This is a genomic window from Kitasatospora sp. Xyl93, from assembly GCF_055383135.1.
This window is the reverse complement of the sequence record NZ_AP029185.1, coordinates 54,542-80,938: the sequence shown is the minus strand read 5'-3', so window position 1 is coordinate 80,938 and position 26,397 is coordinate 54,542. Positions and strand designations below refer to the sequence as shown.

General features: G+C 74.2%; 24 protein-coding genes. 13 read left to right on the top strand and 11 right to left on the bottom strand.

Translation table 11 applies throughout. The annotated features are described in order from the left end of the window. Positions 1–22 precede the first annotated feature (22 nt). The gene (locus ACZ5GH_RS00335) at positions 23–1,396 is read left to right on the top strand and encodes a carotenoid oxygenase family protein (RefSeq protein WP_464333032.1); all 1,374 of its coding nucleotides are present in this window, start codon (positions 23–25) and stop codon (positions 1,394–1,396) included. 59 nt (positions 1,397–1,455) lie between these two features. On the opposite strand, the gene ACZ5GH_RS00330 is transcribed toward ACZ5GH_RS00335, so the two are convergent. From ACZ5GH_RS00330 to ACZ5GH_RS00320, 3 genes are all read right to left on the bottom strand, one after another. Then, complete coding sequence (locus tag ACZ5GH_RS00330; RefSeq protein WP_464333031.1) at positions 1,456–2,736, bottom strand: hypothetical protein; 1,281 nt, start codon at positions 2,734–2,736, stop codon at positions 1,456–1,458. 78 nt (positions 2,737–2,814) lie between these two features. Continuing rightward, positions 2,815–3,663, bottom strand: a complete 849-nt coding sequence (locus ACZ5GH_RS00325; RefSeq protein ID WP_387755611.1) for a DUF4389 domain-containing protein — start codon at positions 3,661–3,663, stop codon at positions 2,815–2,817. 184 nt (positions 3,664–3,847) lie between these two features. Next, on the bottom strand, positions 3,848–4,450 hold the full coding sequence (locus tag ACZ5GH_RS00320) for a hypothetical protein (RefSeq protein ID WP_464333030.1): 603 nt from the start codon (positions 4,448–4,450) through the stop codon (positions 3,848–3,850). A gap of 168 nt (positions 4,451–4,618) precedes the next feature. Here ACZ5GH_RS00320 and ACZ5GH_RS00315 point away from each other — a divergent pair, with 168 nt between their 5' ends. The 6 genes from ACZ5GH_RS00315 (at position 4,619) to ACZ5GH_RS00290 (ending at position 12,065) form a co-directional block, all read left to right on the top strand. Further along, on the top strand, positions 4,619–6,031 hold the full coding sequence (locus ACZ5GH_RS00315) for a BTAD domain-containing putative transcriptional regulator (protein ID WP_464333029.1): 1,413 nt from the start codon (positions 4,619–4,621) through the stop codon (positions 6,029–6,031). Between the two features lie 139 nt (positions 6,032–6,170). Further along, positions 6,171–7,547, top strand: coding sequence for a M14 family metallopeptidase (locus ACZ5GH_RS00310; protein ID WP_464333028.1), 1,377 nt, complete (start codon positions 6,171–6,173; stop codon positions 7,545–7,547). Positions 7,548–8,136: 589 nt separating this feature from the next. Next, positions 8,137–8,859 (top strand): ScbR family autoregulator-binding transcription factor, encoded by a 723-nt coding sequence (locus ACZ5GH_RS00305; RefSeq protein ID WP_387755621.1) that lies wholly within the window; start codon positions 8,137–8,139, stop codon positions 8,857–8,859. A gap of 299 nt (positions 8,860–9,158) precedes the next feature. Further along, positions 9,159–10,004, top strand: coding sequence for an AfsR/SARP family transcriptional regulator (locus ACZ5GH_RS00300; protein WP_387755623.1), 846 nt, complete (start codon positions 9,159–9,161; stop codon positions 10,002–10,004). A 134-nt stretch (positions 10,005–10,138) separates the two neighbouring features. Next, positions 10,139–10,849: a TetR family transcriptional regulator gene (locus ACZ5GH_RS00295; protein ID WP_387755626.1), complete on the top strand. Its 711-nt coding sequence runs from the start codon at positions 10,139–10,141 to the stop codon at positions 10,847–10,849. 457 nt (positions 10,850–11,306) lie between these two features. Continuing rightward, positions 11,307–12,065: a putative protein N(5)-glutamine methyltransferase gene (locus ACZ5GH_RS00290; protein ID WP_464333027.1), complete on the top strand. Its 759-nt coding sequence runs from the start codon at positions 11,307–11,309 to the stop codon at positions 12,063–12,065. 151 nt (positions 12,066–12,216) lie between these two features. Here the strand turns inward: ACZ5GH_RS00290 and ACZ5GH_RS00285 are convergent, their stop codons facing one another. Beyond that, a complete protein-coding gene (locus tag ACZ5GH_RS00285) occupies positions 12,217–12,645 on the bottom strand; it encodes a PPOX class F420-dependent oxidoreductase (RefSeq protein WP_387755632.1) in 429 nt (142 codons plus the stop codon). A gap of 331 nt (positions 12,646–12,976) precedes the next feature. Continuing rightward, the gene (locus ACZ5GH_RS00280) at positions 12,977–14,425 is read right to left on the bottom strand and encodes a pyridoxal phosphate-dependent decarboxylase family protein (protein WP_464333026.1); all 1,449 of its coding nucleotides are present in this window, start codon (positions 14,423–14,425) and stop codon (positions 12,977–12,979) included. 274 nt (positions 14,426–14,699) lie between these two features. On the opposite strand from ACZ5GH_RS00280, the gene ACZ5GH_RS00275 reads away from it, so the two are divergent. The 3 genes from ACZ5GH_RS00275 (at position 14,700) to ACZ5GH_RS00265 (ending at position 18,424) form a co-directional block, all read left to right on the top strand. Then, entirely contained in the window at positions 14,700–16,103 is a 1,404-nt protein-coding gene (locus tag ACZ5GH_RS00275; protein ID WP_464333025.1) for a cytochrome P450, read from the top strand. Between the two features lie 32 nt (positions 16,104–16,135). After that, on the top strand, positions 16,136–17,113 hold the full coding sequence (locus ACZ5GH_RS00270) for a terpene synthase family protein (protein ID WP_387755641.1): 978 nt from the start codon (positions 16,136–16,138) through the stop codon (positions 17,111–17,113). 111 nt (positions 17,114–17,224) lie between these two features. Then, a complete protein-coding gene (locus ACZ5GH_RS00265) occupies positions 17,225–18,424 on the top strand; it encodes a cytochrome P450 (RefSeq protein WP_464333024.1) in 1,200 nt (399 codons plus the stop codon). Positions 18,425–18,455: 31 nt separating this feature from the next. Here ACZ5GH_RS00265 and ACZ5GH_RS00260 read toward each other — a convergent pair whose 3' ends face one another. The 4 genes from ACZ5GH_RS00260 to ACZ5GH_RS00245 form a co-directional block, all read right to left on the bottom strand. Beyond that, complete coding sequence (locus tag ACZ5GH_RS00260) at positions 18,456–19,778, bottom strand: MFS transporter (protein WP_387755646.1); 1,323 nt, start codon at positions 19,776–19,778, stop codon at positions 18,456–18,458. A gap of 37 nt (positions 19,779–19,815) precedes the next feature. Then, a complete protein-coding gene (locus ACZ5GH_RS00255) occupies positions 19,816–20,409 on the bottom strand; it encodes an ArsR/SmtB family transcription factor (protein WP_464333023.1) in 594 nt (197 codons plus the stop codon). Between the two features lie 133 nt (positions 20,410–20,542). Beyond that, positions 20,543–22,009: an MFS transporter gene (locus ACZ5GH_RS00250; RefSeq protein ID WP_464333022.1), complete on the bottom strand. Its 1,467-nt coding sequence runs from the start codon at positions 22,007–22,009 to the stop codon at positions 20,543–20,545. Beyond that, on the bottom strand, positions 22,006–22,368 hold the full coding sequence (locus ACZ5GH_RS00245; RefSeq protein WP_464333021.1) for a MarR family winged helix-turn-helix transcriptional regulator: 363 nt from the start codon (positions 22,366–22,368) through the stop codon (positions 22,006–22,008). The genes ACZ5GH_RS00250 and ACZ5GH_RS00245 overlap by 4 nt, the downstream gene beginning before the upstream one ends. A gap of 352 nt (positions 22,369–22,720) precedes the next feature. Here ACZ5GH_RS00245 and ACZ5GH_RS00240 point away from each other — a divergent pair, with 352 nt between their 5' ends. Further along, entirely contained in the window at positions 22,721–23,014 is a 294-nt protein-coding gene (locus ACZ5GH_RS00240) for a DUF1330 domain-containing protein (protein WP_464333020.1), read from the top strand. Positions 23,015–23,160: 146 nt separating this feature from the next. Here ACZ5GH_RS00240 and ACZ5GH_RS00235 read toward each other — a convergent pair whose 3' ends face one another. Next, positions 23,161–23,877 (bottom strand): TetR/AcrR family transcriptional regulator, encoded by a 717-nt coding sequence (locus ACZ5GH_RS00235; protein ID WP_464333019.1) that lies wholly within the window; start codon positions 23,875–23,877, stop codon positions 23,161–23,163. Positions 23,878–24,000: 123 nt separating this feature from the next. Between ACZ5GH_RS00235 and ACZ5GH_RS00230 the strand changes: the two genes are divergently transcribed. Both ACZ5GH_RS00230 and ACZ5GH_RS00225 read left to right on the top strand, forming a co-directional pair. Continuing rightward, positions 24,001–24,702 carry an NAD(P)-dependent oxidoreductase gene (locus ACZ5GH_RS00230; protein WP_464333018.1) on the top strand — a complete coding sequence of 234 codons (702 nt, stop codon included), beginning with the start codon at positions 24,001–24,003 and terminating at the stop codon, positions 24,700–24,702. Positions 24,703–24,966: 264 nt separating this feature from the next. Next, the gene (locus ACZ5GH_RS00225; protein WP_464336771.1) at positions 24,967–25,278 is read left to right on the top strand and encodes a DUF6368 family protein; all 312 of its coding nucleotides are present in this window, start codon (positions 24,967–24,969) and stop codon (positions 25,276–25,278) included. Between the two features lie 144 nt (positions 25,279–25,422). Here the strand turns inward: ACZ5GH_RS00225 and ACZ5GH_RS00220 are convergent, their stop codons facing one another. Then, positions 25,423–26,343 carry a transglutaminase-like domain-containing protein gene (locus ACZ5GH_RS00220; protein ID WP_464333017.1) on the bottom strand — a complete coding sequence of 307 codons (921 nt, stop codon included), beginning with the start codon at positions 26,341–26,343 and terminating at the stop codon, positions 25,423–25,425. Between the last annotated feature and the right edge of the window lie 54 nt (positions 26,344–26,397).

Below are 26,397 nucleotides of genomic sequence, written 5' to 3'. Positions count from 1 at the left end.
CGTTCCCGGAAGGACCCCTCCCATGAGCGCCGACGCCACCCCCAAGCCCTACCTGACCGGCCACTACGCCCCCGTCGCCGACGAGCTCACCGCCACCGAACTGACCGTCGAGGGCCACCTTCCGCCCGAGCTGACCGGCCGGCTGATCCGCAACAGCCACAACCCCAAGCCCGGCATCACCCCCACCCACTGGTTCAAGGGCAGCGGCATGGTGCACGGCATCCGGCTCCGCGACGGCCGCGCCGAGTGGTACCGCAACCGCTGGGTGAGGACGCCCGCCCTCGACGGCGCCCCGTACCTCACCGAGCACGGTCCCGACCTGACCGCCTCCACCGCCGGCACCCACGTCATCGAGCACGGCGGCCGCCTGCTCGCCCTCTGCGAGTCCGCCCTCCCCTTCGAGCTCACCGCCGAGTTGGAGACCGTCGGCGCCCACGACTGGAACGGCCGGCTCACCTCGGCGATGACCGCCCACCCCAAGGAGGACCCGGCCACCGGCGAACTGCACTTCTTCGCCTCCTCGCCGTTCCCGCCGTACCTGGTCCACCACGTCTCCTCGCCCGACGGCACCGTGCTCACCAGCCAGGAGGTGCCCGGCGCGAGCGCCGCGCTCAAGCACGACTTCGCGATCACCGAGCACCACGTGGTCTTCCTGGAGGGATCGGTCACCTTCGACCCGGCCGACCACTCGGGCATCCCGTACGGCTGGGACGACGGCCGGCCGGCCCGGCTCGGCGTCATGCCGCGCGGCGCGGGCCGGGCCGCCGAGGTCCGCTGGTTCCCGGTCGAGGCCGGCTTCGCGATGCACCTCGCCAACGCCTACGAGGACGCCGCCGGGCGGATCGTCGTCGAGGGCCCGTCGGTCGGCCGGGACGGCTGGCAGCGCTCGTGGAACTGGTGGGTCGGCGCCCCCGACCGCGGCGCCGAGCCCAACTCCGGCTCGCGCAGCCGCCGTTGGATCGTGGACCTGGCGGCCGGGCGGGTCCGCGAGGAGCAGACCGACGACCTCACCGTGGAGTTCCCGACCATCAACGAGGCGTTCCTCGGCCGCGAGCACCGCTACCAGTACGCGCTGTCCTTCCCCGACGACCAGGGTGTCGGCAACCACGCCCTGGTCAAGTACGACCGCCGCACCGGCGAGCGCCGGCTGCGCCCGGTCGGCACCGGGCAGCTGCCCAGCGAGGCAGTGTTCGTCCCCGCCGACGACCGCCCGGACACCGACGAGGACGCCGGCTGGCTGCTCACCGTCGTCGGCGACCTGAACCTGAACGCCTCGAAGCTGCTCGTCCTCGACGCCTCCGACCTCACCCTCCCGCCGGTCGCCACCGTCCACCTCCCGCGCCGGGTGCCCGCCACGATCCACGGCTCCTGGATCCCCGACACCGCCCTCGCGTAACACCCCAGCGCCCGTACCGACGCCCCCAGTGACCCCCCACCGACCGTCCCCGGCGGGGCCTACGCGGTCGCGCAGTCCAGCACCCGGCCGTCGGCCGTACCGACGAGCAGGCGGCCGGGGCCGGTGGCGGTCAGGGCCGTCGGGATGACGGGGACACCGGCGACGGTCAGCCGGTGGCGCCAGCGCGGGGCGCCGGTGTGCAGGTCGAGGGCCAGGACGTCGCCGTTGCGGTAGCCGAGGTACGCGGTGTCCGGGTCGGTGTCGAGATCGGTGGCGACGTGGTCGGTCCGGAAGATCCAGCGGGGTGTCCCGTCGGTGCCCGAGCGGCGGACGACGAAGGAGCCACCGGGCCGCAGCCCGTGGCCGTGGTGGACGGTGCCGGCGTGCACCAGGTCGCCGTCGTCGGCCTCCGCACCGGGCCCGGGAAGGTGGGTCTCCCCGGGCTCCCAGGAGAGCGGGAACAGGGGCCGGACGCCCAGGCCCCCGGCTGGGCGCACCGAGAGCCGGCGCGGCTCCGAGCCCCGGCGGGCCGGTGGGGCCTCGGTGACGTAGTCCCGGCCGGCGTGCCGGATCCGCAGACGGTCCTGCGGGTCGACGTCGTCCACGGGCCGGTGCCCGATCAGCAGGCCGTCGGGGAGGGCGGTGCACCCGGGCCGCTCGGGGTCGTCCTCGTCCTGGGCGAGGGTGGCCAGGACCGCGCCGTCCGGCAGTTCCTCGACGGCGAGGACGTGCCGCCGGGGCTCCCAGTCCGGGCTCAGGGCGGACAGCGCCCGGTGGGCGTCGTCGCTTCCGTCGGGGCGCGGGGCCGGGACCCGGGGGCCGGCCAGGTCGGCGGCGGTGAGCGAACGGGGTGCGACGGCGCGCCAGTCGGGCCGCCGCACCACGGCGACGTGGCCCTCGACGTGCGCCTTCCGGTCCTTGCGGTCGTCGGGCGGGGCCATCAGCACGCGCAGGGTCCGGTCGTCGAGCCAGCTCAGCCCGAGGACCTCGCGGCCGAAGTGGTCCTCGATGAGCGAGGTGGTCGCCCCCGTCTCCCAGTCGAGCAGGAGCAGCTCGCCCTCGAAGAGGTAGCCGCCGTCGTACCTGCCGGTGCCGACGGCCACCAGGGGCGCACCGGGGTGGAAGGCCAGCGCGCGCACCGGGAAACGCGTCCGGAGCACGGCCCGGCAGCCGAGGTCCCCCGTGCCGTACACGCCCACCGTCGCCGTCCCGGCGAACCCGCGTTCGCCGGCGACGGCGAGCAGACCGCGCCCCTCGTCCGGCACGGCGAGGACGGGCCGGCCGGCCTCGGCGAACGGGCGGTCACCGAGGACGTGGCGGACGCGGAGCGGGGAGGTCATACCGGCATCCTCCCAGCTGACGGCGTCGGGCCGGCGGCGAGGGTGCCGGTACGGACGACCCCGACGGCCGGACGGGCCTCACGAACCGCCGAGCGGGCCCCGGGTCTCCTGGCCTGCGGGGCCCGGCACCAGGGGCGCGACGACGTTCCGGGCCGGGCCGGTGGTGTCGTCGTAGTCGTAGTCGCCGTCGTCCGAGTTCACCGAGGCGGTGATCGAGCCCGTCGCCCAGGAGACCAGGCCGAGGATCAGGAAGAGCACGAGCAGACCGCGCCCGGCGCCGCTCAGGACCAGCGGGCGGGTGGCCGACACCGGGCCGCCCGGCTCGCTCCCCGGCTCGTCGCCGAACAGCCGCTTGGGGTAGGCGGACGAGAGCATCAGCAGGTAGGCGGTGTAGCGCAGCCGGTAGCGCAGGATCGCGGTCGTCGCCTCGTACAGTGGCCGCGGCATCCGGCCCAGGACCAGCACCACCAGCCAGAGGACGAACGACACGAGCCACCACCCCGCGTACGCCAGGCCCTGCACGATCGAGGCCGGGATGACCAGGAAGACGCGGAACAGCACGGCCAGCCGGTTCAGTTCGCCCGGCCGCAGCCCCACCCGCACCGGGTGGTCGGGCACCTCGAAGCGGAACGGCGGGTAGCGGTCCACGGTGAGCATCAGGTACGCGGTGACGCGGGTCTCGTACGGGACGAACGCGGTGAGGTAGTCCGCCGCGAAGCCGGGCAGCCGGCCGAGCACCAGCGCGCCGAACCAGCCGATGACGGTGACGAGGAACGCCACCACCGACAGCACCCACACCACCACGAACTGGGGGATCAGCAGCAGCGCGCGCAGCAGCACCGTCCAGCGGTTCTGCGGGCCGGGCGCCGGCATGTCCAGTACCGGGAGCCACTCACCACTGACGGGGGCGGGGGGCGTCTGCCACATCCGGGCCTCCACGGTCTCGGGACGACGGGACCCGGCGGTCGGGCGAGGCCGGGTGCCCTCCGAAGATCGCAGCCCCCCGCCGGCGCCGCGCGGCGCGCTGCGCCGGACGGGGTAGTCGGCCGACCCGGCGCGGCCGGGGCGCCCACGGCCCGGGAGGTGCGTCCCCGCCGTACGCGCGGCGTGGTCAGGCGATCTTCGCGCAGAGCGGTTCGGCGGAGCCGTGCTTGATGGTCAGCGTCCGGTAGCCGGTGGCACCGATGTCGATGGTGTAGACGCCGTCGACGGTGTAGAGGTCGCGCGGCAGGTTGCCGGCGCCCGGGCCGACGCCGAGCAGGACCGGGCCGTGGGCGTACCAGGTCTGGGAGCCGTCCGGCCGGTAGTCGACGACGGACCGGCCGCCGGCGTCCGCGTCGTACCAGGCGCCGGTGGTGGTGTTGGTGATCCGCAGGACGAGGGCGCCGCGGAAGGCGGCGCGTCGCACGGTGGTGCCGTCGGGGGCGTACTCCAGGACCCGCCGCTCCACCTCGTCCACCACGGCCGCCATGTGCACGGGGAAGTCGCAGCGGGAGCCGGCCGGGAGGTCGTACGTCGGCGTGGGCGACGGCTCCCAGCCGTCCTGACCGCTGCCGGCCCCGGCCGCTCCGGACGCCCCGGCTGCCCCGGCCGCTTCGGAGGAGCCGGGCGGGCCGGACGCGGCGCCCGCCGGGGCGGCCGCCAGGCCGGTCAGGGCGAGCGCGGTGACGGCGGCCAGCGCGGTGGACGCGGCGGAGGACAGGATTCGTCGCATGATCGGTCCTTCTGGTGAGGTGTCGGGCGGCGTGCGGAGGCCCAGCGTGGCAGGCACCCCTGACCGGATTCTCACCACGCGCCCCGGCCCTCGCCGCCCGGGAACCCGGCGCGGCCCCGCGGACGCGCGTTCGAGGACAGGCCCGGGCCCTGGCTAGGGTGGCCCGCCATGGAGTTCCGACTGCTCGGGTCGTTCGAGGCCGACCACGAGGGTGAGTCCGTCCTCGGCGGCAGCCGCCGCCAGGAGCGGTGCCTGCTGGCCGTCCTGCTGCTGGAGGACGGCCGGGTCGTCACCACCGACCGGCTGATCGACCTGCTGTGGAACGGCAACCCGCCCGGCTCGGCCCGCGGCACCGTCCACACCTACGTCGGACGGCTGCGGGCCCGACTGCGCCCGTACGCGGTGGTGATCGAGACCCGGCACCGTGGGTACGCCCTGGTGCCCGGCCAACACGCCGTGGACGTACGGGAGTTCCTCGAACTGACCGCCCGGGCGGCCGCCACCGGAGACCCCGGCGAACGGCTGCGCTGCCACGACCGGGCGCTCGCGCTCTGGCGCGGGCCGCTGCTCGCGGACGTCGTGGACGACGAACTGCGCGGACGGCTGGGCCGTCGACTGGCCGAGCTGCGGCTGTCCGCCCTGGAGCAGCGGGCCGAGATCCTGCTGGCCATGGGCCGGCACGAGCAGGTGCTCGCCGATCTGACCGCGCCCTGGGCCGGGGCACCCGCCGTCGACGGCTCCACGCTGACCGGCTCTCCCGTCGACGGCTCCCTGCCGACCGGCTCTCCCGCCGACGACCTCCTCTCCCGCGAGCGCCTCGTCCTCGCCCTGATGACCGCCCTCTACCGGGCCGGCCGGCAGGTCGAGGCGCTCGCCCTCTACCGCCGGACCCGGCGCGTGCTGGTCGACGGCCTCGGCGTCGAGCCCGGCGCCGAACTCGCCGCCCTGCACGACCGGATCCTGCGGGCCGACCCCAGGCTGGACCGCCCTCCGGCGCCGCTGTACGCGGTGCGGGTCGGCGACCAGTGGCTGCCGTGGAGCGCGGGCGGCCACCCGGCGCTGGAGTTCTGCAACACCTACGCCGGCTGGGGCGCCGCGCCGGCCGCCGGGTCGGACTGGCTGCGCGGCTACCCGGCGCTCGCGGTCTGGGCCGGCCACCACGACCTCGCCGACGAACCGGTCGTCCAGGCGCTGCTCCGCCGGGCGGCCGAACGGCCCGAGGAGGCCGCCGCGGTGCTCGCCGACGCCCGTGCGTTCCGCTCGGCCCTCTACGGCTGCCTGACCGACCCGCAGGACGGCGCCGCCTTCGGCGCGGTGGCGGCGGTGGTGCAGGAGGCCGGCCGGTCCGCGGTCTTCACCCGCAGCGGGGACGGCCTGGCGCACTGGCGGCTGCCACCGACGGCCGGCCTGCGGCTGCCGCTGTACGCCGCCGCCCGCGCGGCCGGTGAACTGCTCGCCGACCCGCGCCGGTTCACCATCCGGCGCTGCCCCAGCAGCGGCTGCGGCTGGCTCTTTCTGGACGCGAGCGGCCGGCGGCGCTGGTGCAGCCTGGCGACCTGCGGGACGGGGCCGGACTCCTGAGCCGTGCGCGCCGTCCTGCTGCCGCGCTCCGCCTTCCCCGATGTATTGACGAACACATGGCACTGACGGACCATCAAGCTGGCGCGCGCCGCAACTCCTCCACCGTTCCGCCCCCACGGACCACCACAGGAGGACAGTCATGCGACTGCCCCGCCGAGGGAAGCCCGCCGCAGCCACCGCCGTGCTGCTGGCTCTCGCCCTCGCCACCCCGCTCACCGCCCAGGCCGCCTCCGCCGACCGACCGCCGGCACCGTCGCCCGCCACCGCCGACACCACCATCGGCACCGCTTCCGACTCCGCACGGCAGTACCGGCTCGACGGCCCCCGCACCGTCGCCGAGCGCACCGCCGTCGCCGCCACCGGCGCGTCCGTCGACGCCGTGCTGCCCGACGCGGTGGTGGTCACCGCGACCCCCGCCGAGGCCGCGCGACTGCGCGTGCTGGGCTGGTCGCCGGTCGCCCTGCCCGGCCCCCGCTACGGCGCCGAGGCCGGCGACGAGGGCCTGGTCGGGTCGCTGTACGACTTCCCGCAGGCCGACTCCGGGTACCACAACTTCGCCGAGGCCACCGCCGACATCGACGCGGTGGTCGCCGCGCACCCGGACATCATGAGCAAGCGCGTCATCGGCACCTCGTACGAGGGGCGGCCGATCACCGCGGTGAAGATCAGCGACAACGTCGGCACCGACGAGGACGAGCCCGAGGTGCTGTTCACCGCCCACCAGCACGCCCGCGAGCACCTCACCGTCGAGATGTCGCTCTACCTGCTGCACGAGTTCGGTGACAAGTACGCCACCGACAGCCGGATCGCCAACGCCGTCGACAGCCGCGAGATCTGGGTGGTCCCCGACCTCAACCCGGACGGCGGCGAGTACGACATCGCGACCGGCCGCTACCGCAGCTGGCGCAAGGACCGCCAGCCGAACACCGGCAGCAACAGCGTCGGCACCGACCTCAACCGCAACTGGAACTACAAGTGGGGCTGCTGCGGCGGCTCCTCCGGCTCCACCTCCAGCGAGACCTACCGGGGCAGCGCGCCGGAGTCCGCCAAGGAGACCAAGGTGGTCGCGGACTTCGTCCGCAGCCGGATCGTCGGCGGCAAGCAGCAGATCACCGCCGCCATCGACTTCCACACCTACAGCGAACTGGTGCTCTGGCCGTTCGGCTGGACCACCGCCGACACCGCCACCGGCATGAGCGCCGACGAGTACAACACCTTCGCCGCCCTCGGCCGCGGCATGGCCGCCACCAACGGCTACACGCCCGAGCAGTCGAGCGACCTCTACATCACCGACGGGGCGATCGACGACTGGCTGTGGGGCGCCCAGCGGATCTTCGCCTACACCTTCGAGATGTACCCCGGCCCGAGCGGCAGCGGCGGCTTCTACCCGCCCGACGAGGTGATCGGCCGCGAGACCAGCCGCAACCGCGAGGCGGTCCTGAAGCTGGTGGAGACGGCCGACTGCGTCTACCGCGCGATCGGCAAGCAGCAGCAGTACTGCGGCATCTCGGCCTGACCGGGCGTCCTCGGTCCGGGCCGCGCCACGTGCCCCGCGCGGTGCGACCCGGCGAGGACGGCGGCCGCTGCGTGAGAAGTCGGCCCGGCCGACTTCTCACGCGCCGGTCCTCCCGAGTGCCGGGCGTCAGAGGCCGGGTGTCAGAACATCGGCGGGTGGTCCGGCGTCGGGCCGCCCGCTGCGCCGTGCCCCGCCGCAGGGGGAGCCGGGGCCGGAACCGGGCCGGTTGCCCGTCGTCAGCACCCCCCGCCCAGCCGGAGGCCCGTCCGCACCCGCTTCCATCGGGGAATCCCGCCCGATCCGGTGCAACGCCCGGCCCGCCCGGGAGGTCGGATGTGTAGGGTGACGAACGCCTGGAGGAAACCGTTCGTTCGGTTTTCCGGCGGTGAAGGCGGACCGGTCGGAGACGGAACCGCCGGGACGGTCGAGGCGATTGCTCGCCAAGGGGGCGATGGGCCTTGACGGGTTGTGGGATCGCGGAGTGGTCGGCGGGATTCCTCGACATCGTCTTGTCGGTCGCGGGTGGGGCGCAGCTAAGATACGGGGTGTTTGGTTTTGTTTTCCGGGAGCTCAGGGCGGGTGGTTTTCGGTGGTACGGCAGGAGCGGGCGCTCCGGACACGTCGACTGATCCTGGAGGCGGCAGCCTCGGTCTTCGACGAGTTCGGGTACGAGGGCGCGACCATCGGCGAGGTGGTCTCCCGGGCCGGTGTGACGCGGGGTGCGGTGTATTTCCATTTCGCCTCGAAGCGCGATCTGGCGCAGGGCGTGGTGGAGGAGCAGTTCGTCCAGGACGGAGTTCCCGAACGGAGCTGCAAGCTCCAGGAGTTCGTGGACACCGGGATGGTGGTGGCGTACCTGATGCCGCGTGACCCGCTGCTCAGCGCGGGCGCCCGGCTCTCGCTCGGCCAGGACTTCTTCGACGATCTCGGCGGCGGCGCGATCCCCGGCTGGATCAACCGGTTCGAGGCGCTGCTGGTCGCGGCCGGCGAGCGCGGCGAGCTGCTCCCGCACGTCGTGCCGGAGGACACCGCGTGGCTGCTCGTCGCCGCGTGGACCGGGGTGCAGATCCAGTCCCAGAAGCTCTGCGGCCGGGCGGACCTGGAGTCGCGGGTGTCCGGGCTCTACCAGCACCTGATGCCGAGCATCGCGGTGCCGGGCGTGCTCGGTTCGCTGCGGATGGGGCCGACCCGGGGGGCGGAGGTGGTGGCCGAGGCCGCGGCGGCGCGGGCGACCGCGGAGGGCGGCGGCGTGGACGGTGGAGCGGGCGGTCCCGCGCGCGCCGAGGCGCAGGCGGAGGTCGGGGTGGGCTGACGGAGGGTTACCGGCCCTCCCCGTCAGGGGAATCCGGGCGGGTGAGGGCTGACGGGCGGCGACGGGACCACGGCGGTCCGGCGCCGCCTTTGGTTTGCGCGGAACCGGTCACGGAGGGTAGTGGAAGTCGTGTCCTGGTGACCAGCTGTGTCATCGCCAGAAACAAACAGCACGTTCGGTTTTGTATTGACAAACCGCGCGTCCTGTTTTTGACTGGGTGCCAGTTGACCCAGGGTGTCGGCCCGGGTGCCGGCCGCGGCGAACGGACTGCGGCGTTCCGTGTGATTGGGGTGGTCATCGTGGAGATTCGGGTGCTCGGGGCGCTGGACGTCCGGGTGTGCGGGGTCTCGGTGGTGCCGTCGGCGCCGAAGCCGCGGCAGGTGCTGGGACTCCTGGCGCTGAGGGCGGACCAGGTGGTGTCGGCCGGGATGCTGGCCGACGAGCTGTGGTCCGGCCGTCCGCCGCGCAGCGCACGCACCACCGTGCAGACGTACGTGCTCCAGGTGCGCGAGCTGATCGACCGGGCGCTGGTCGCGGCCGGTGCGGCGCGGGGGGTGTCCGGCGCCAAGGACGTCCTGATGACCTCGCCGGGCGGCTACACGCTCAACAGCGGCGGCGGACCGACGGACCTGCGGGAGTTCGAGCGGCTGGCCGGAACGGGCTACCGGGCGATGGACGGCGAGGACTATCCGGAGGCCGCCCGGCTGCTCGGCGAGGCGCTCGCGCTGTGGCGCGGGCCGGCCTTCGCGGACGTCCCGGTCGGCGGCCAACTGGCCGTCGAGGCAAGGCGGTTGGAGGAGACCCGGCTCTGCGCGCTGGACCAGCGGATCGAGGCCGACCTGCGGCTGGGGCGGCACCGGGTGCTGCTCGCCGAACTCACCGTGCTCGTGGATCGCTACCGCACCCACGAGAGCCTGCACGGCCAGTACATGGTGGCCCTGCACCGCTCCGGCCGCCGGGGCGAGGCGCTGCAGGCCTACCAGCGCCTGCGGAACACCCTGGTGGGGGAGTTGGGCATGGAGCCCTCGGTCGCGCTGCGCCGGCTCCAGCGCTCCATCCTGCTCGCCGGGCCGGAGCGCGCGGAGCGCGAACCCGCCGGGCTGGCCGCCGGATCGGCGGCGGCCAGGCTCAGCCGGGCGGGCTGAACCGGCCGGTCGTCCGGGTCGGCGCCGCGTCGGCGGAACCGGACCCGGACGGCGGTCGGAGGCCGCGGCGCCCGTCGTGGGGCGGTCGCGGACCGGTCGGAACCTGCTTGTCGTCGTGAGGGGTGGTGGGACGGGTGGTTCAGGAGAGGTCGGAACGGACACGCGGGCGGCTGGTGGTGGCGGGGGCGGCGCTGTTCGACCGTCGCGGCTACGCCGGGGCCACGCTCGGCGAGATCGCCGCGGCCGCCGGGGTGACGAAGGGGGCGCTGTACTTCCACTTCGCCTCCAAGGAGGATCTGGCCGGGGCGGTGTCCGGCCAGGCCGAGGGCGCACTGCGGTCGGCCTGCGCGGAGCTGCGGGCCGCCTCCTCCCCGCTCCAGGGGCTGATCGACGCCGGGTACTGGCTGGTCGACGCGCTCGGGACGGACCCGGTGATCCGGGCGGCCTTCCGCCTCGGCCGCGAGGACGCCGGCTGGCAGGCGCCGGGTACGGCCAGGGCGGTCGCGGCCGGGCTCGCCGTGGCTGGGTCCGCCGCGCTCGATCCCGAGCACCGGGCCCTGGCCGAGCTGCGGGGCTTCCACGGCGTCTGGGCCGGGGAGGTGCGCGCCCTGCTGGTCGGCGCCCGGCGCGCGGGCGAGCTGCGCGACCGCTCGGACGGCCTCGGCCCGGAGACCCTGGTGATGACCGCCGCCTGCGGGCTGGAGGTGGTGTTCGCCGACGGCTGCCCCACCGAGGAACGCGCCCGCCGGGTCGGCGCCCTTTGGGAGTGGCTGCTGCCCTGCCTGGTGCCCCCGGGCACGGCCGCCGGGTACCGCACCCGGCCCCCGGCCGCGCAGGCGGCGTGAGACCGGAGCGGTGCCGGTGAGCTGCCCGCGCGTGCGGGACGGTCGGCGGGATCACGTGCTCGGGCGCTACGGTCCGTTGTCAACGTGGCACTGTCAGTGGGTCCGTCGAGGGCTCGATGACGGAGCGGGAGAGCCGGAGCCCCGGTGCGCCACCGGCCGCACCGGGGGCTCGCCGGGCTCATGGGGCCCATCGAAATCCGTCCGGCCGTCCCCGGGCGGCGATGCGGTAGGGTTGCCGGAGCCGATTGTGACCGCGACTCAGGGAGGTGAGACCCATTACCGGAATGTCCGAGCGGGTGCTCCCGGAGCGCGGCCGCGTGGGCGCCTCACGCGCATAGCGCGGACGGCGCGCCGACGCGGTGCCGGCCCTGGCGGGAGCCCTGACGGAGTCATCAGCTTCCCGTCTTTTCCCCAAGGGGTTCTCTTGTCGGTCTTCTCCTCCGTTTCCCTCCGTTCCTTGGTGGTCTCCCGGCTGCGCGCCGCCGGGTGCGTCTTCGCCGAGGACGAGGCGCGGATCCTGCTCTCCGCCGCCGCCACGCCCGCCGACCTGGCCGTGATGGTCCGCTCCCGCGCCGACGGCCGGCCGCTCGAACACGTCGTCGGCTGGGCCGAGTTCGCCGGGCTGCGGATCGCCGTCGACCCGGGCGTCTTCGTCCCGCGCCGCCGCAGCGAGTTCCTGGCCGCCACCGCCACCGCGCTGACCGCCCCGGGCGCGGTGGTGCTCGACCTGTGCTGCGGCAGCGGCGCGCTGGGCGCGGCGGTGGCCGCCGCGGCCGCGCACCCGGTCGAGCTCTACGCGGCCGACATCGATCCCGGCGCCGTCCGCTGCGCCCGCCGCAACCTGGCCGGCGCCGCGGCGGGGGTCTTCGAGGGCGACCTGTTCACCGCCGTGCCCGCGGAGCTGCGCGGCCGGGTGGACGTGCTGATCGCCAACGTCCCGTACGTGCCGACCGACGACCTCGGCCTGCTGCCGCCGGAGGCGCGGCTGCACGAGGCCCGGCCCGCCCTGGACGGCGGATCGGACGGGCTGGACGTGCTGCGGCGGGTGGTCGCCGAGGCACCGGAGTGGCTGGCGCCCGACGGGGCGCTGCTGTTCGAGACCAGCGAACGGCAGGCGCCGACGGCCCTCGCGGTGACCCGGGAGGCCGGGCTGGCGGCGGTGGAGAGCTGGCACGAGGACCTGGACGCCACCGTCGTCACGGCGACGCTGGGCTGAACCGCCCCGCTGCCGACGGGAGTTCGCCTCCGGAGCGGAGGCGGAGGCGGAGGCCCGGCCGCCGGTCCCGGAACCGGCGGCCGGGCCGACGGGCCGGGGCGTGAAGGCGGCCGGGCCGTTGCGCCCCGGCCGGCCCGGTTCGGTCCGACGATCAGATGTGGGTGCCGTACACGTGGTCGACCGGGATGGTGAGGAGCACCCGGCGGTCGGAGACCATCACCTCGCGGTACTCCGCCCAGTCCGGGTGCTCGCCGGCGGCGCGGCGGTAGTAGTCCACCAGCGCCTCGACCTCCGGCCCGTCGGGGTCGGTGCCCGGCCCGGTCAGGGCGGCCACGCCCTCGGCGGTGGCCCAGGAGCGGCCGTCCGGCCCGGTCACCTCCAGGCTGGCCCGCGGGTCCCGGCGCAGGTTGGCGGTCTTGGCCAGCCCGTCCCGGGTGGAGATCAGGATGGCGTTCGCCGCGCGGTCGTAGAACGGCATGACGGGGGAGAGCTGCGGCCGGCCGTCCGCCTTGATGGTGGCGAGGATGCCGAGCCGGCTCTGTTCGAGCAGCGCGTACGGGTCGAAAGGAGTGGCGGTCATGGCAGCATCATCGGCCCTCACACCGGTGTGAGGGCAAGGTCCGGCCCGCGTGTTGGGCGAGGGAGGCCCCGCATGACGGCACGGCCGGGCGCGCCGGTGCGGGAGCGTCGGGAAACCACCGCTGCCGTTCATGAACCTCGCCCACGCGGAGTTCATGGCGGGCCTGACCGACCGGGCGGGCGGCGTCTACGGGGACGGCGCGCACCCGTGATCCCGGACGGTCGGGGCAGTGGCCGAAGGGCGACGACCGGGGCCGGGGTCGGGCCGGGGTCGGGGTCAGGGGAACGGGGACCACGGCCGGAGTCGACCGGCGGCGGCCCCGCCCCGGTGCTCAGGCCGTCAGCTTCCGGACGGCCCGGGCCAGCGCCTCCGCCGTCCGCCGGACGTCCGCCCCGGTGGTGCGCCAGTTGCTGAACGCCGCGCGCAGGGCGGGCCGCCCCGCGTAGCGGGTGGGGGTGAGGAAGGCCTCGTCGGCCAGCTCGGCGGCGAGCGCGGCCAGCCGCTCCGGGGTCGGGTCCGCGGTCAGCGAGAAGCAGACCACGTTCAGCCGCACCGGGGCGAGCAACTCCAGGCCGTCGATCCGGGCGACGTGCCCGCCGAGCGTCCGGGCGCCGGAGACGCAGCGCTCCACGATCTCCCGGTGCCCGGCGCGGCCGTACGCCCGCAGGGTGAACCAGGCCGCGAGGGCGCGCAGCCGGTGGGAGTTCTCCGGCGTGAGGTGGACCAGGTCGGGGTGCTCGCTCAGCGGGCCGAGGTAGGCGGCGGCGTTCTGGAAGACCCTGGCCTGGAGGTCCGGCCGGCGGGTGAACTGTACGGCGCTGTCGTACGGCACGTTGAGCCACTTGTGCAGGTCGACGCAGACCGAGTCGGCGAGGTCCAGGCCCGCCACCAGCCGTTCGTGCTCCGGCGACAGCGCGGCGAAGGCGCCGAACGCGGCGTCCACGTGCAGCCAGAACCCGTACCGCTCGCGCAGCGCGGCGATCGCGCGCAGGTCGTCGAAGTCGACGGTGTTGACCGTCCCGGCGTTGGCCACCACCACGCACGGCCCGTCCGCCTCGGCCAGCGCCCGCTCCAGCGCGGCCACGTCCACCGCCTCCCGGCCCGGCAGGACGGGCACCGTCCGCAGCGCCGTACGGCCCAGGCCCAGCACCGACAGCGCCTTGGCGATGCTGGAGTGCGCACTGCCCGACAGCACCCGGACCCGCCCCAGCGCGCCGACCCCGTCCTCGGCGACGTCCACGCCGAGTCGCTCGCCCAGCCACTCGCGGGCGACCGCCAGCCCCACCGTGTTGGACATCGTGGCGCCGCTCACGAAGGTGCCGTGGTGCGCCGCCGAGAGCCCGAACAACTCGCGCAGCCAGCCGACCGTCTCCCGCTCCAGCTGCTGACCGGCAGGGTCCAGGGCGGAGTTGGAGTTCTGGTCCACGACCGAGGTCAGCCAGTCGCCCGCGAGCGCCGCCGGTGTCGCCCCGCCGGTCACGAACCCGAAGTAGCGCGGCCCGGCGCTGGCCGACAGTCGCGGCTCCCAGCGCTCGGTGAACTCCGCCAGGGCGGCCGGTATCCCGCCGCCCTCCTCGGGGAGCGGTGCGGGGACGGGTGGCACCAGGGCCGATGGCCCGGGCATGGGGGGTACGGGGGCAGCTGGTTCGGCCGCGTCGGCGGCGGGCCGATGGACCACCGGCCGCTCGTCGAGGCCCGCCAGGAAGGCGAGCGCCCGCTGCCGGGTCTCCTCCAGCAGTTCGGGCAACCGGCCGAGATCGGCGGCGAGTTGGGGGTGCATGGCGCTTCTCCGGTGATCGACTGGGCGGTGGGCCCGAGGCTATCCGCCGGGCCGGCCGGAGTCCCGGTCCAATCCGGATCGGGTGGCCTGAAACGCTCGGCGAGGTGGGGGGAATTCTCGCCGTTCGGCTCAAAACCACTCCGGCGGTGCATTTTCAGCCGCTCCCTTGACCTCTCCGGAGGTGGCGAACGATGATCACCGTGCACCACGAACGAGCGAATGTTCCATTGTCGGTCGGGTTTTCGATCCGAAACCTCAGGGAGGTGCAGGGCTCATGCGTTCCACCACCGCTCCCGGGACGGCGCCCGTGGCGCCGGGGCGCATTCCACTGCTCGGCCACCTGCCGCGACTGGCCGTCCAGCGGGTGGGGTTCCTGCAGTCCATCCGCGCGCAGGGCGACATCGTCAGGATATTCCTCGGGAATCGCCCGGTGTACGTCCTGAACTCTCCGGAGGCCGTCCACGAGGTTCTCCTGACACAGAGCAGGAAGTTCGGCAAAGGACTGCTGTTCGACGTCGCCCGGCCTTTCATCGGGAACGGCATCATCACCTCCGAGCGGGATTTCCACCTCCGCCAACGGCGCGTGCTGCAACCCGCCTTCCACCGGGACACCATCGCCGGGTGCGTCGGCACGATGACCGACATCGCCGAGGAGCAGGTGTCGGCCTGGCGCCCCGGCGAGGTGGTCCCGATGGACCTGGTGCTGCGCCGGATGATGACCGTCATGCTCGTGGCGACCCTGTTCAGCACCGAACGCCCGGACGGTGCCGCGGCCGTCGCCGAACTGGGGGAACGCGTCGCCGAGCAGCTGACCACGGTGATGCGCGGCGTCTTCGTGGGCACCGTGCTGCCCGCGCCGATCGCGTCCTCGCCCCTGCTGGGGCACCGCAGGTACCTGGCCGCGGCCGCGGCGCTGCGCGAACTCGCGGACACCGCCGTCCGGCAGGCCCGGCAGGCCGAGCAGGCCGAACAGGCGGGGTCGGAGGGGCCGGAGCGGCGGGGCGGTGCGGGCCACGGCGACCTGCTGTCGATCATGTTCGCCGGCACCCCGGGCAACCCGCGGGGGATGAGCGACGTGGAGGCCCGCGACGAGCTGCTCTCGCTGCTCATGGCCGGCGCCGAGACCACGTCCACCACCCTCGCCTGGGCGCTCCACGAGATCGGCCGGCGCCCGGAACTCACCGAACGGATCAAGGCCGAGTGCGACGCGCTGCCCGTCGGCGCCCTGCCCGCCGCGGCGACGCTCCCGTTCACCGAACGCTTCCTCCGGGAGGTGCTCCGGCTGCACCAGCCCAGTTGGCTGCTCATGCGGCGGGCCCTGGAACCGGTGCGGGTCCGCGGCGTCGACCTGCCGCGCGGAGCCGAACTGATCTACAGCGCCCTGACGATGCACCGGGACCCGGCCTACTACCCGGACCCGCTGCGGTTCGATCCGGACCGGTGGCTCGACCGCCCCGAGAAGGACCTGCCACCGGGCGCCTACGTCCCGTTCGCCCTGGGCAACCGGAAGTGCATCGGGGACCACTTCGCGATGACCGAGATGCTGGTCGTCCTCCGTTCGATCGTCTCGCGGTGGCGGCCGCGGCCGGTCGCGGGGCACCGGGTCCGGCCGGTGGTCCACGCGCTGATCCGGCCCAACGCGCTGCCCATGCGCGTCTCACCCTGGCCTGCCGACTGAACCGGCCCCGTTCCCCGGAGGTGCGCCACCCCATGACATCGACGGCAGAGCCCCTCTCCCAGGACGCGGAGGCACCGGCCCTCGACACCGTGCCCTTCCCGCGCCGGATCAGCCCGGACTTCCGGGCCGCCCACGACCGCCACCTCGCCTGGCCCGAGTCCTTCGGCTTCCTGGCCACGGAAGCCGAGCGGGCCCACCACCTCAAGGGCCAGTTCCCGCTGATCGCGGCCATGTTCTACCCGAACGCGACCGGGAGCGAACTGGACATCGGCGTCGACCAGCAGAGCTGGTACTTCCTGTTCGACGACGCGCTCGACGAACAGTGGGGCGGGGAGCCGGAGCGGGTCCGCAACCTCGTCGGGCTGGTCAAGGAGGGCGTCACCGGCGAGGCGTCGCCGCTGCCGCTGGCCGCCGCCTTCGCCGACATGCGGCGGCGCAGCTGCCAGGACATGCCCGGGGACTGGATCCAGCGATCGGCGGCCCACTGGTCGTCCTACCTGGACCACCACGTCCACGAGGCGCGCAGCCGGCGGTCCGGCACGCCCCTGACGCTGAGTGCCTACCTGAGGGTCCGGCGGCACACCATCGGGGTGGCGCCGGTCGTCGACCTCGCCGAGCGGCTGTCCTCGTGCGTCCTGCCGGACCACCTGTACGCGCTGCCGCACCTGTCGGTCATGCGCGAGATGACGAAGACCTTCATCATCTGCGACAACGACATCGTCTCCCTGGCGAAGGACGCGGCCCAGGGGGAGCAGAACAACCTGGTGCTCTGCCTGGAACGGGAACACGGGCTCTCCCGCCCCGAGGCCGTCGCCGGGGCCGCGCGCCGCCGCGGCGAGGCCCTGGAGCTGTTCACCGGCGCCCACCGGGCCCTGCTCGGCTCCACGGCGACGGGCCACCTGGACCCGGCCGAGCGCGACCTGCTGCGGCGCTACTGCACGGAGGCGCTGCAGACCACCATCCGCGGCGCCTTCGACTGGCACCACGCCTCCACCCGGTACCACGGGTAGAGCGCCGCCGTCCGTACCGCGACCGCGTTCCCGCATCCATACCACGACCGCGTTCCCGGGCCCGCACCATGACCGCGTTCCCGGGACCGATCCAGCTGAGGAGCCAGCACCATGCCCGAACACCGCTCGGCGTCCTTCGTCGCCTCCGAACGGGACCGCGGCTGCCCGTTCGACCCGTCGCCGGACCTCCGCCGGATGCGCGAGGAGGACGGCCTGCCGCGGCTGCGGGTCTCCCACCCGGTGCACGGCGGGATCGAGGCCGTCGTCCTCACCAGGTACGCCGACGTCCGGGCCGCCTTCGCGGACGACCGCCTGGTGACGGGAAACGGCATCGACCCCTCGCTGCCGCGCACCCTGTTCAACCACCCCGGCTTCCTGCCCGCCTACAGCGGCCCGGAGCACACCCGGCTGCGCCGGATGCTCACCGGCAGCTTCACCGTCCGTCAGGTCGAACGGCTGCGCCCCGCGATCGAGACGATCGTCGCCGACCACCTCGACGCCATGGCGGAGCGGGGCCCGGTGGTCGACCTGGTCCAGGCGTTCGCCCTGCCCATCCCCTCGCTGGCGATCTGCGAACTGCTCGACGTCCCGTACGGCACCAGGGCGATGTTCCAGCGCTGCTCCCAGGTGATCATGGACGGCACCGCCGACGCCGATCAACTCGTCGCCGCCTCAGACGAGTTGAACACCGCCATGGCGGACATCGTCGCCCGCAACCGGGCCACCCCCGGCGAGGGCGTCCTGGGCGCGGTGGTGCGGCAGCACGGCGCGGAGCTCACCGACGACGAACTCATCGGCTTCGGCACCACCCTGCTGGTCGGCGGGCACGAGACCACCGCGACCATGCTCGCCCTGAGCGTGCTGGCGCTGCTCCGCCACCCGGAACAGCTCGCCGCCCTCCGCGACGACCCCGAGGTCACCGGCACGGCCGTGGAGGAACTGCTGCGCCATCTCGCCATCCCCGCACCGCTGCTGCGCACGGCCGTGGCCGACGTCGACGTCAACGGCCACCGGATCGCCGAGGGCGAGCACGTCCTGCTCTCCCCGCTGACCGCGAACCGGGACCCCGGCCTCGTCCCCGAGCGCCCGGACGACCTCGACCTGCGCCGCCGTCCGGTCGCCCAGCTGTCCTTCGGCTTCGGCGCCCATCAGTGCCTGGGGCAGCAACTGGCCCGGCTGGAGCTGAAGGTCGCCCTGCCGGCGCTGCTGCGGCGCTTCCCCGGCCTGCGGCTCGCCGTCCCCGACGCCGAGCTGCGCTTCCGCGAGGGCTCGACGGTCTACGGCGTCGAGGCGCTCCCGGTCGCCTGGTGACCGGCGTGCCGCGCGGCTGCCGGGCGGGGGCTCAGTTGCCGGCGGCGCGGGGGAGTTCGGCGCGGCGCACGGCGGGGGAGGCGAGCGCGAGCGCGGCGCCGAGGCAGGAGAGGGCGCCGCAGCCGACGAAGACCGGGGCGGTGCCCCAGGTGGCGACGGCGGCGCCGACCAGCGGGTAGCCGAGCGGGGCGAGGCCGACCATGGTCAGCATCGTGACGGAGGTGACCCGGCCCAGGTAGGTGGGGTCGGCGGCGGTCTGGATGAGGGTGCTGTCCAGGCTGCCGAAGACGCCCGCGCTCAGCCCGACCAGGGCGGCGAGGACGGCGGCGGTCCACAGCTGCGGGACCAGTGCCATGGCCGCCGCGCCGACGCTGGCGGCCAGCAGGGTGCCGGCCATGGTGAGGCCGGCCCTGGGCAGCCGCCCGGCGACGGCGAGCAGCGCGGCACTCGCGGCGGCCCCGGCGCCGAAGCAGCCGACGATCCAGCCGTAGCCGGACGGGCCCCAGCCGCGTTCGGCGTTGAGGAGCACCATGCCGACGTTGAGGGTGCCGGTGAGGCCGAGTTCGCAGACCGCCCCGGCCGCGACCAGCGGGCCGATCAGGCGGTGGTGGCGGATGTAGCGCAGCCCGTCGAGGAGGTCGGCGCGCGCGGTGCCCGGGCGGCGTACCGGGCCGTCGTGCGGGGCGCTTCGCGGGGCGTCGTGCGAGGTGCCGTCCTGGGCGCCGTCCTGGGCGGTGCGGTCGATCGGGCCGATCCGGACGGAGAACAGGAGCGGCAGGGAGAGCGCGAACAGCAGGCCCGCGACGCCGAAGGCGGCGGCCGGGCCGCCCAGGCCCATGGCCAGGCCGCCGAGCGGCGGTCCGGCGATCTGGCCGAGGCGCATCGACAGCGAGCGTAGGCCGGTGACCCGGGCCAGTTGGTCGGGGGTGGTGATCCGGGGCGGGAGAGCACCCACGGCGGGGACGAACAGCGCGTCCACGGCGCCGAAGACCAGCGCCACCGCGACCAGCAGCCAGAGCGCGGGCGCGGTCAGGGCGATGGCGGCGGCCACCGAGAGGATGAGCAGACAGCGCACGGCGTCGCTGCCGAGGACCACCCGGCGCGGGTCGAGCCGGTCGGCCAGCACGCCGCCGCCGAGCATGAGCAGGGCGCGCGGGGCGGCGCCGGCGGCCATGACCAGGCCGACCTCGGCGGGGCCGGCGGACCGCTGGGCGGACCAGCCGAGGGCGGCGAAGTACACGCCGTCGCCGATCAGCGAGGCGGTGTGGGCGGTGAGCCAGCGCAGCACGTTGCCGTCGCGGTGGGCGGGCGGCGTGGCGGTGCGGTCGGGGAGGGTCGGCTCCGCGAGGGCCATTGGGGACTCCGGCGGTCGGGGACACGGGGTGCCCGTGTCAGGGGCGGAAGGGGAACCCGTACAGGTGGACGGAGACGTGCTCGCGGCCCACGGTGTCGCCGGCCGCCCTGGCCGCCTTGCCGCGCTCCCGCCAGCGCCGCGAGAGGGCCTGCAACTCCTGCTCCATCTCGGCGAGTTCGGTGGCCGTGAGGTCGAGCAGCCACTCCGCGCCGAAGGCCGCGTCGGTCCACTCCCTGCCCCAGGCGGAGCTCTGGTCGAGGTAGGCGCGGTACTGGGCGGAGCGGGATTCGACCAGGCCCCTGGTCACCGCGTCGACGGCGGCCGCGCCCTCGGGCGTCCCGGCGAGGTCGGACTCCCGGAAGCCCCAGCCCTCCTCGGAGGAGACCTGCCACCACCGCTCCCGGCCGTCGCCGCTCCGGCCGGCGGCCTCGGTGACGAAGCCCTGCTCGGCGAGCTTGCGCAGGTGGTAGCTGACCAGCGACGGAGCCTCGCCGACCTGGGCGCCGAGCTGCGAGGCGGTCGCGCTCCCGGCGGCGTAGAGCAGCCGGTAGAGCCGCACCCGCAGGGGGTTGGTGAACGCCTTCAGACGGGTCAGGTCGGTGATCCGGTCGGGCCGGGGGCTCTCGGGCATGCGACGACGATAGGTCCGCAGGAAAAATTGCGCAATAAAAATTTCAGATTTTCGGGTCAGTCTCGTCGACTCGTCGATATGTCTCCCCGACGCGGGCCAGGGCGACGGGCCGTCACCCTGGCCCGCGAGCCGGTCATCGGCTCGACCGGCCGTGACCCGGCACGCTGGTCGTGGTCGTGGTCGTGGTCGTGGTCGCGGTCGGGTTGCTCTCGGGCGGGCGTCGGCGGGCGACGGCGAGGGCGCTCAGGGCGGTGACCGCCATCGCGGCGATGCCGAGCAGCGCGGCGGTGGTGTAGGCGTGGTCGTCCGGGAAGAGATGACCGGTGTCGGTTCCGCCGGCCAGGACCAGGCCGCCTGTCGCACTGCCCAGGGAGTACCCGACGTTGCGGACGACGTAGTTGAAGCCCATCGCGCTCGACGTCTCGCTCGCGGGCGTGACGGCCAGGATGACGTCGGGCATGGCGGCTGAGAAACTGCCGACGCCGAAGCCCAGCACACCCATCGCGAGGAGCAGTTCGGCCGGGTTCGACCGGGCCGCGGAGAAGATGACGAACCCGCCGCCGACGACGACGGCGCTGCCGGCCAGGACCACCGGTGCGTCGACCAGCGCCCGAACCCGGGGCGTGAGCCTGCCGGCGACGAATCCCAGCACCGAGAACGGGACGAGGACCAGTCCGGCGACGAAGGTGGTCAGCCCGAAGCCGTAGCCGGCGCTGTGCGGCGTCTGCGCGTACCGGGTGACGAGCGTGAGCAGGAGGTACATGCCGCTCCCGCCGACGAACATGGCGATGTTCGCTCCGGCGACCGCCGGGTGCCGCACCGCCCGGACATCGACCAGGGGCGTCTCGCTGCGCAGTTCGGAGGCGGTCCAGACGCACAGCAGCAGCACGGCGACGACGGCGAGGCCCGCCGCCACGGCGAGGTGACGGCTCCACGGGCTCCGCTGGCCGGCCAGGAACAGGACGAGGGACAGCCCACCCGCGAGGACGAGCGCGCCGGCCACGGTCACGTGGGCGGCGCGGCCCTCGGGAGCCGCGGGTATGGAGCGCCACGCGGTCAGGAGGGCGGCCGCGGTGACGACCAGGCCGAAGCCGTAGGCGGCCCGTACGCCGCCGATCTCGGCGAGCAGTGCGGTGAGCGGGTAGCCGACCCCGGCGCCGATGATCGAGACCACCGAGATCAGGGCGATCGTCGCCGTGCCGCGCTCCTCGGGGAGGTGGTCCCGGGCCACGCCCATCATCAGCGCCGTCAGACCGAGCCCGACGCCCTGGGCCGCCCTGCCGATGAGCAGCCCTGCGAACGGCAGCGGGAGCACGGTGAGCGCACTGCCGACCACGACGATCGCCAGCGTGGCGAGGATCGTGGCCCGTCGGTGCGGGCCGGCTCCGAGCCGGCCGAGGACGGGCGTGGCGACGGCGCCGCTCAGCAGGGCGACGGTCAGCGTCCACTGCGCGCCGTCGAGCGGGACGTGGAAGGTGGTCGCCACGCGGGTGATCAGCGGCGCCCCGAGGCTGGCGACCGCCGCCACGACCAGGGCGACGAACAGCAGGGCGGCGCTCAGCGACCGCTCGTCGGAGCGCTCCGGGGTGCGCCCCGTCACCGCTTCGGTCCCCCGCGGTCCCGGTCTTCCAGCTCCGCCAGGTGCGCCAGCGCCGGAAGCGCCGCCACCAGGGACTCGACGTCGTCGTCGGGCAGTTCGTCGATCAGCCGCGCGAACGCGTCGACCCCCGCCTGGTGCCGCGTCCGGACGTACGACGCGCCGGCCTCGGTCAGGCACACCAGGGTGACCCGCCTGTCGGACGGATCGCCCCTCCGCTCGACCAGTCCGGACTCCTCCATCACCCGGACCAGCGTGGTCATCGCGGGCTGGGTGACACCCTCGGTCGCGGCCAGGTCGGTGATGCGCCGCGGGCCGGTCCGGTGCAGGGTGGCCAGGGTGGCGGCGGACGTGACGCTCATGTCGCGCGGAAGGCGTCTCACGGTCCTGGTGGCCAGCCCGTAGAGGGCCGACCCGATCGCAGCGGATGCGCCACGAGTGGGATCTTGACGGCTCATGGGTGAAGCATACGATATTTATATGAATCTTTTATGTATCTCTCGCCGCGAAGGTCGCGTCCCAGCTCGGGGGCGCGAAGGCGCCCGGGGTGCTGAGGAAGGCCTTGCCGGAGGAGCGAACCGGCGGCCGCGGGTGGCGGCGTCGAACCAGGCCGCATCAGCACGGCCTCACCATGCTCGGTGCCCCGTCGCCGGGAGCGAGCGATCCGAGGGTCGAATCGACGTCGGACACGTCCGACCGAACGCAGGAGGTTCCATGCCCAAGGGTTACTGGGTCAGCGTCTACCACGCCGTTTCCGACCCTGAGAGGCTGAGTGCCTACGACAAGCTGGCCGGTCCGGCCGTCCGGGCCGGGGGTGGGCGGCTCCTGTCCCGCGGCGGCCGAGTCGTCGCCCATGAAGCCGGCACCACGCAACGCGTCATTCTGATCGAGTTCGACAGCTTCGAACAGGCCGTCGCGGCCTACGAGAGCGAGGCGTACCGGAAGGCGCTGGTGGTCCTCTCCGGCGCAGTCGAACGCGACTTCCGCATCATCGAAGGCATCGACTGACCGGAGGGCTCGGTCATCGCCGAGCGGAGATGACGCGGATCGGCCGCGATGCCGCCGCCCGGCATCCACGGCCCCGGCCGCCCGGCATCCACGGCCCCGGCCGCCCGGCATCCACGGCCCCGTCGGCTCGGCGGGGCCGACGGCTGTCAGCGCTTCGGCGCGATGCCCAACGAGGCGACGAGCTGGGTCAGTTCCTCGTGGAAGAGCTTCTCCGGGCTGGTGGTCTGGTTGCGCAGGTGGCCGTAGATCTCCAGCGACACCAGGCCGTGGAGGTGGCCCCAGATGCGCAGGGCCAGGGCCACGCCGGCCGGGGGGAGGTGGGGGAAGGCGGGGCGGACCTTGTCGAGGAGGCCGGCGTCGAAGTCGGACCACTGGAAGTCGCTGTCCGCGTAGAGGCGTTCGGCGTGCGGCCAGGCCGCGACGGCGAGGCCGGTCAGGGCGGTGCAGACCCGCTGTGCGGCATCCGGGGCGGCGCCGCCCTCGGGGGCGACGTAACCGGGCACCGGGTCGCCGTAGACGAGGCGGAAGCCCTCGGGGTTGGCGAGCGCCCAGCCGCGGAAGGCGTGCGCCCACGCCCGGATCCGGTCGGCCGGATCCGAGGCGGGAGTGGCGTCCCAGGCGGCGTCCACCGTGTCGGCGAGCGAGGTGTACACGTCGTCGATGAGCGTGGTGACCAGGTCGTCGCGGGTGGCGAAGTAGCCGTAGATGGCGTTGGGGGTCATGCCCATCTCGCGGGCGATGGCGCGCAGCGTGATCGCCCCGGGGCCTCCCGAGGCCATCAACTCCAGTGCCACGCCCTTGATTTCGGCGGTCGTCTCGGCCCGAAGCCGCTCACGCCGTCCCCTGGTCCCGGTGCTCGCCATGCGCGGAGTCTACAGCGTCACGCTATTGCTTGGCGTATCTAAACTATACGGCATATAGTTTTGACGCGCCGTCCAGGAGGATGGCGGCAGCCAGTACGTCCGGGCATGAACAAGGGGAGAACCATGCACATCGGAGTGATCGGTGCCACCGGCACCATCGGCAGCCGGGTCGTCACGGAGGCGCTCGGCCGCGGGCACCACGTCACGGCACTCAGCCGCGACGCCTCGCAGATCGACGAGAGCCGAGCGAACGTCACCTGGGCCGGCGTCGACGTCCTCGACCCCGCGAGCATCGCCGCGATCCTGCCCGGCCTGGACGTGCTGATCAGCGGGTTCCAACCGGGCAACGCGGCCAAGGACCTCGCGGACACCGTGCGGCGGTCCATAGCCGACCCCACGGTCCATTCCGTCGCGGCCCGGGCGCTGGTCAAGGCCCTGGAGAGCCACCCCAGGACCCGGCTCATCGTGATCGGCGGGGCCGGCAGTCTGGAGACGGCGCCCGGAGTGGTCCTCGCCGACGACGTCGACCGGATGCACGAGACCCTCGACCAGCTCGGGCTGCCCCGCGAGTACGCGGCCGCGGCGCGCGGAGCCCGGGACGGCCTGAACGTCCTGCGCACGTCGAACCGGCTCTGGACCTACTTCAGCCCCGCCGAGGAGATCGCCCCCGGCGAGCGCACCGGCCGATTCCGGATCGGCGGCGACCAGGCGGTCCGGGACGCCGACGGCCGCAGCCGCATCTCCGCGGAGGACGCCGCCGTCGCCCTGGTCGACGAGGCGGAACTGCCCCGCTTCGTCCAACGCCGCTTCACCATCGGCTACTGACACACCGCCGCGGCGGCCGCCACGGGCCCCGCTCCCACGTCTCGACGGGGGATCTCGGAGCGGTGCTACGGGGACAGGCGGGTGGGCGGGGTGGGCCCGGATACCACGAGTTACCCCACCGTGTCCGGGCAGCGGGGTGGTGACCCGAAATGACCAGGCGCCCCGCCGCCGGGTTCTGGTAGAACCGGCTCCGGTGGCACCTGGGCCACGAGCCTCTGGGGGGCGCTGTGGCGGGACCGGCGGTCGGACTGTGGCTTGCAGGGAGTGGTGGTGGGCGCGGGCTGCTCGGGGCCGACGAACCACATGCTGCTCGGCCACCTGACGCTCGCACTCGCCCGCCGTCTCGATGCGCTGATCGACTTCGACGGCCTCCTGAGCGGTCATCCCCCTGTGGGAGGCGGCACGGGACCCGACGCGGTGCCGGCCCGGGCGAGCGAATTCGCGTCAGCGCTTCCGGGGAATCTCGCCGTGGTCTCCTATGACACCGGCGGCGGAGGGCGGTACGTCCGCCACGTCGGAGACGTCGAGTTCCTACAGGCGTGGTTGCGGCACCCCGATTTTCACCTGATCAAGTAGCGCGCAACTGTCCCCACTGAGCTGCCGGTGACCGGACGGACTCCACGCCCGGTGTCGGGCCGCCGACCTGGCCGCCGTCCAGCGGCCAGGTCGGCGGCCGGTTCGGGGCCCGGCGCCGTACGGCCTGTGTGCCCGGGGCGGGCGTCAGCGCAGGGTGACTTCGCGGGGGCCGTTGAACGGTGCCAGGGAGAGGACGGTCTTCGGGGTGCGCAGGGCGTCGTGCTCGGTGAAGAGGCGGCGGACGGCGGGGAGGTCGATCGCGCCGACGGTCAGGTGGGCGACCTCGTCGTACGGGGCGTGGGGCGTGTTGGTGGACCCGGTGCCCCAGGTGTCCCAGAGCAGCGTCTCGACCTTGTTGAGGGCGGCGAGGTCGAGCCGGGTGGAGTGGGCGACGAACCACTCGCCGTTGAGCGGGCCCTCCTCCGGCGGGTGGACGCCGAAGGAGCCGGCGGCGGCCCGGCCGGAGCGGATCGTGCGCCAGGCCCGGCCGGCGACCAGGAAGCGGTCGCGCGGGACGTCCATCGGGTCGAAGTCCACCCGCCAGGCGGAGGCGACCCTCGGATCGGCCAGCTGCGGGTCGGCGAGCAGCCAGCCGCGCCGGTCGTCCCAGTACTCGGTGGCCACGTGGTCGCCGTGGAAGCCGTCCGGGCCGAGGTAGTCGGCGAAGCCGCAGCGCAGCCGGGCCGGGATGCCGACATGGCGGAGGAAGGAGCAGTGCAGCAGCGCCAGGTCCCGGCAGACTCCGACGAAGCGGTCGGCGGGCGCCCGCGGATGGTGGAGCGGGGCCGGGTCGCGGCCGGTGATCAGGTCCAGGATGTCGTCGAGGTAGCGCGTCTCGGCGTCGTGGTGGAGCCGGTTCGCGGGGATGGAGTGGTGGAACAGTCGCCCTTCGAGGCGATGGATGATCAGGTTCCGGGCGATCCGGGCGAGTTGGCTCGCATCCTTGGGGAGATCGGCATAGCGGGGCAGATGGGCCCCGGGGTCGGAGAACACGCTCTGCCCGAGGTAGAAGACGGGGAAGTCGGCGGAGGGCACGGGGGAACTCCCATGGGGCTTCGGCCGCATGATCGATGGCTGGGCCGCTGGTCCTCACCGTGGCAAATTTCGGGGGCGATTGTC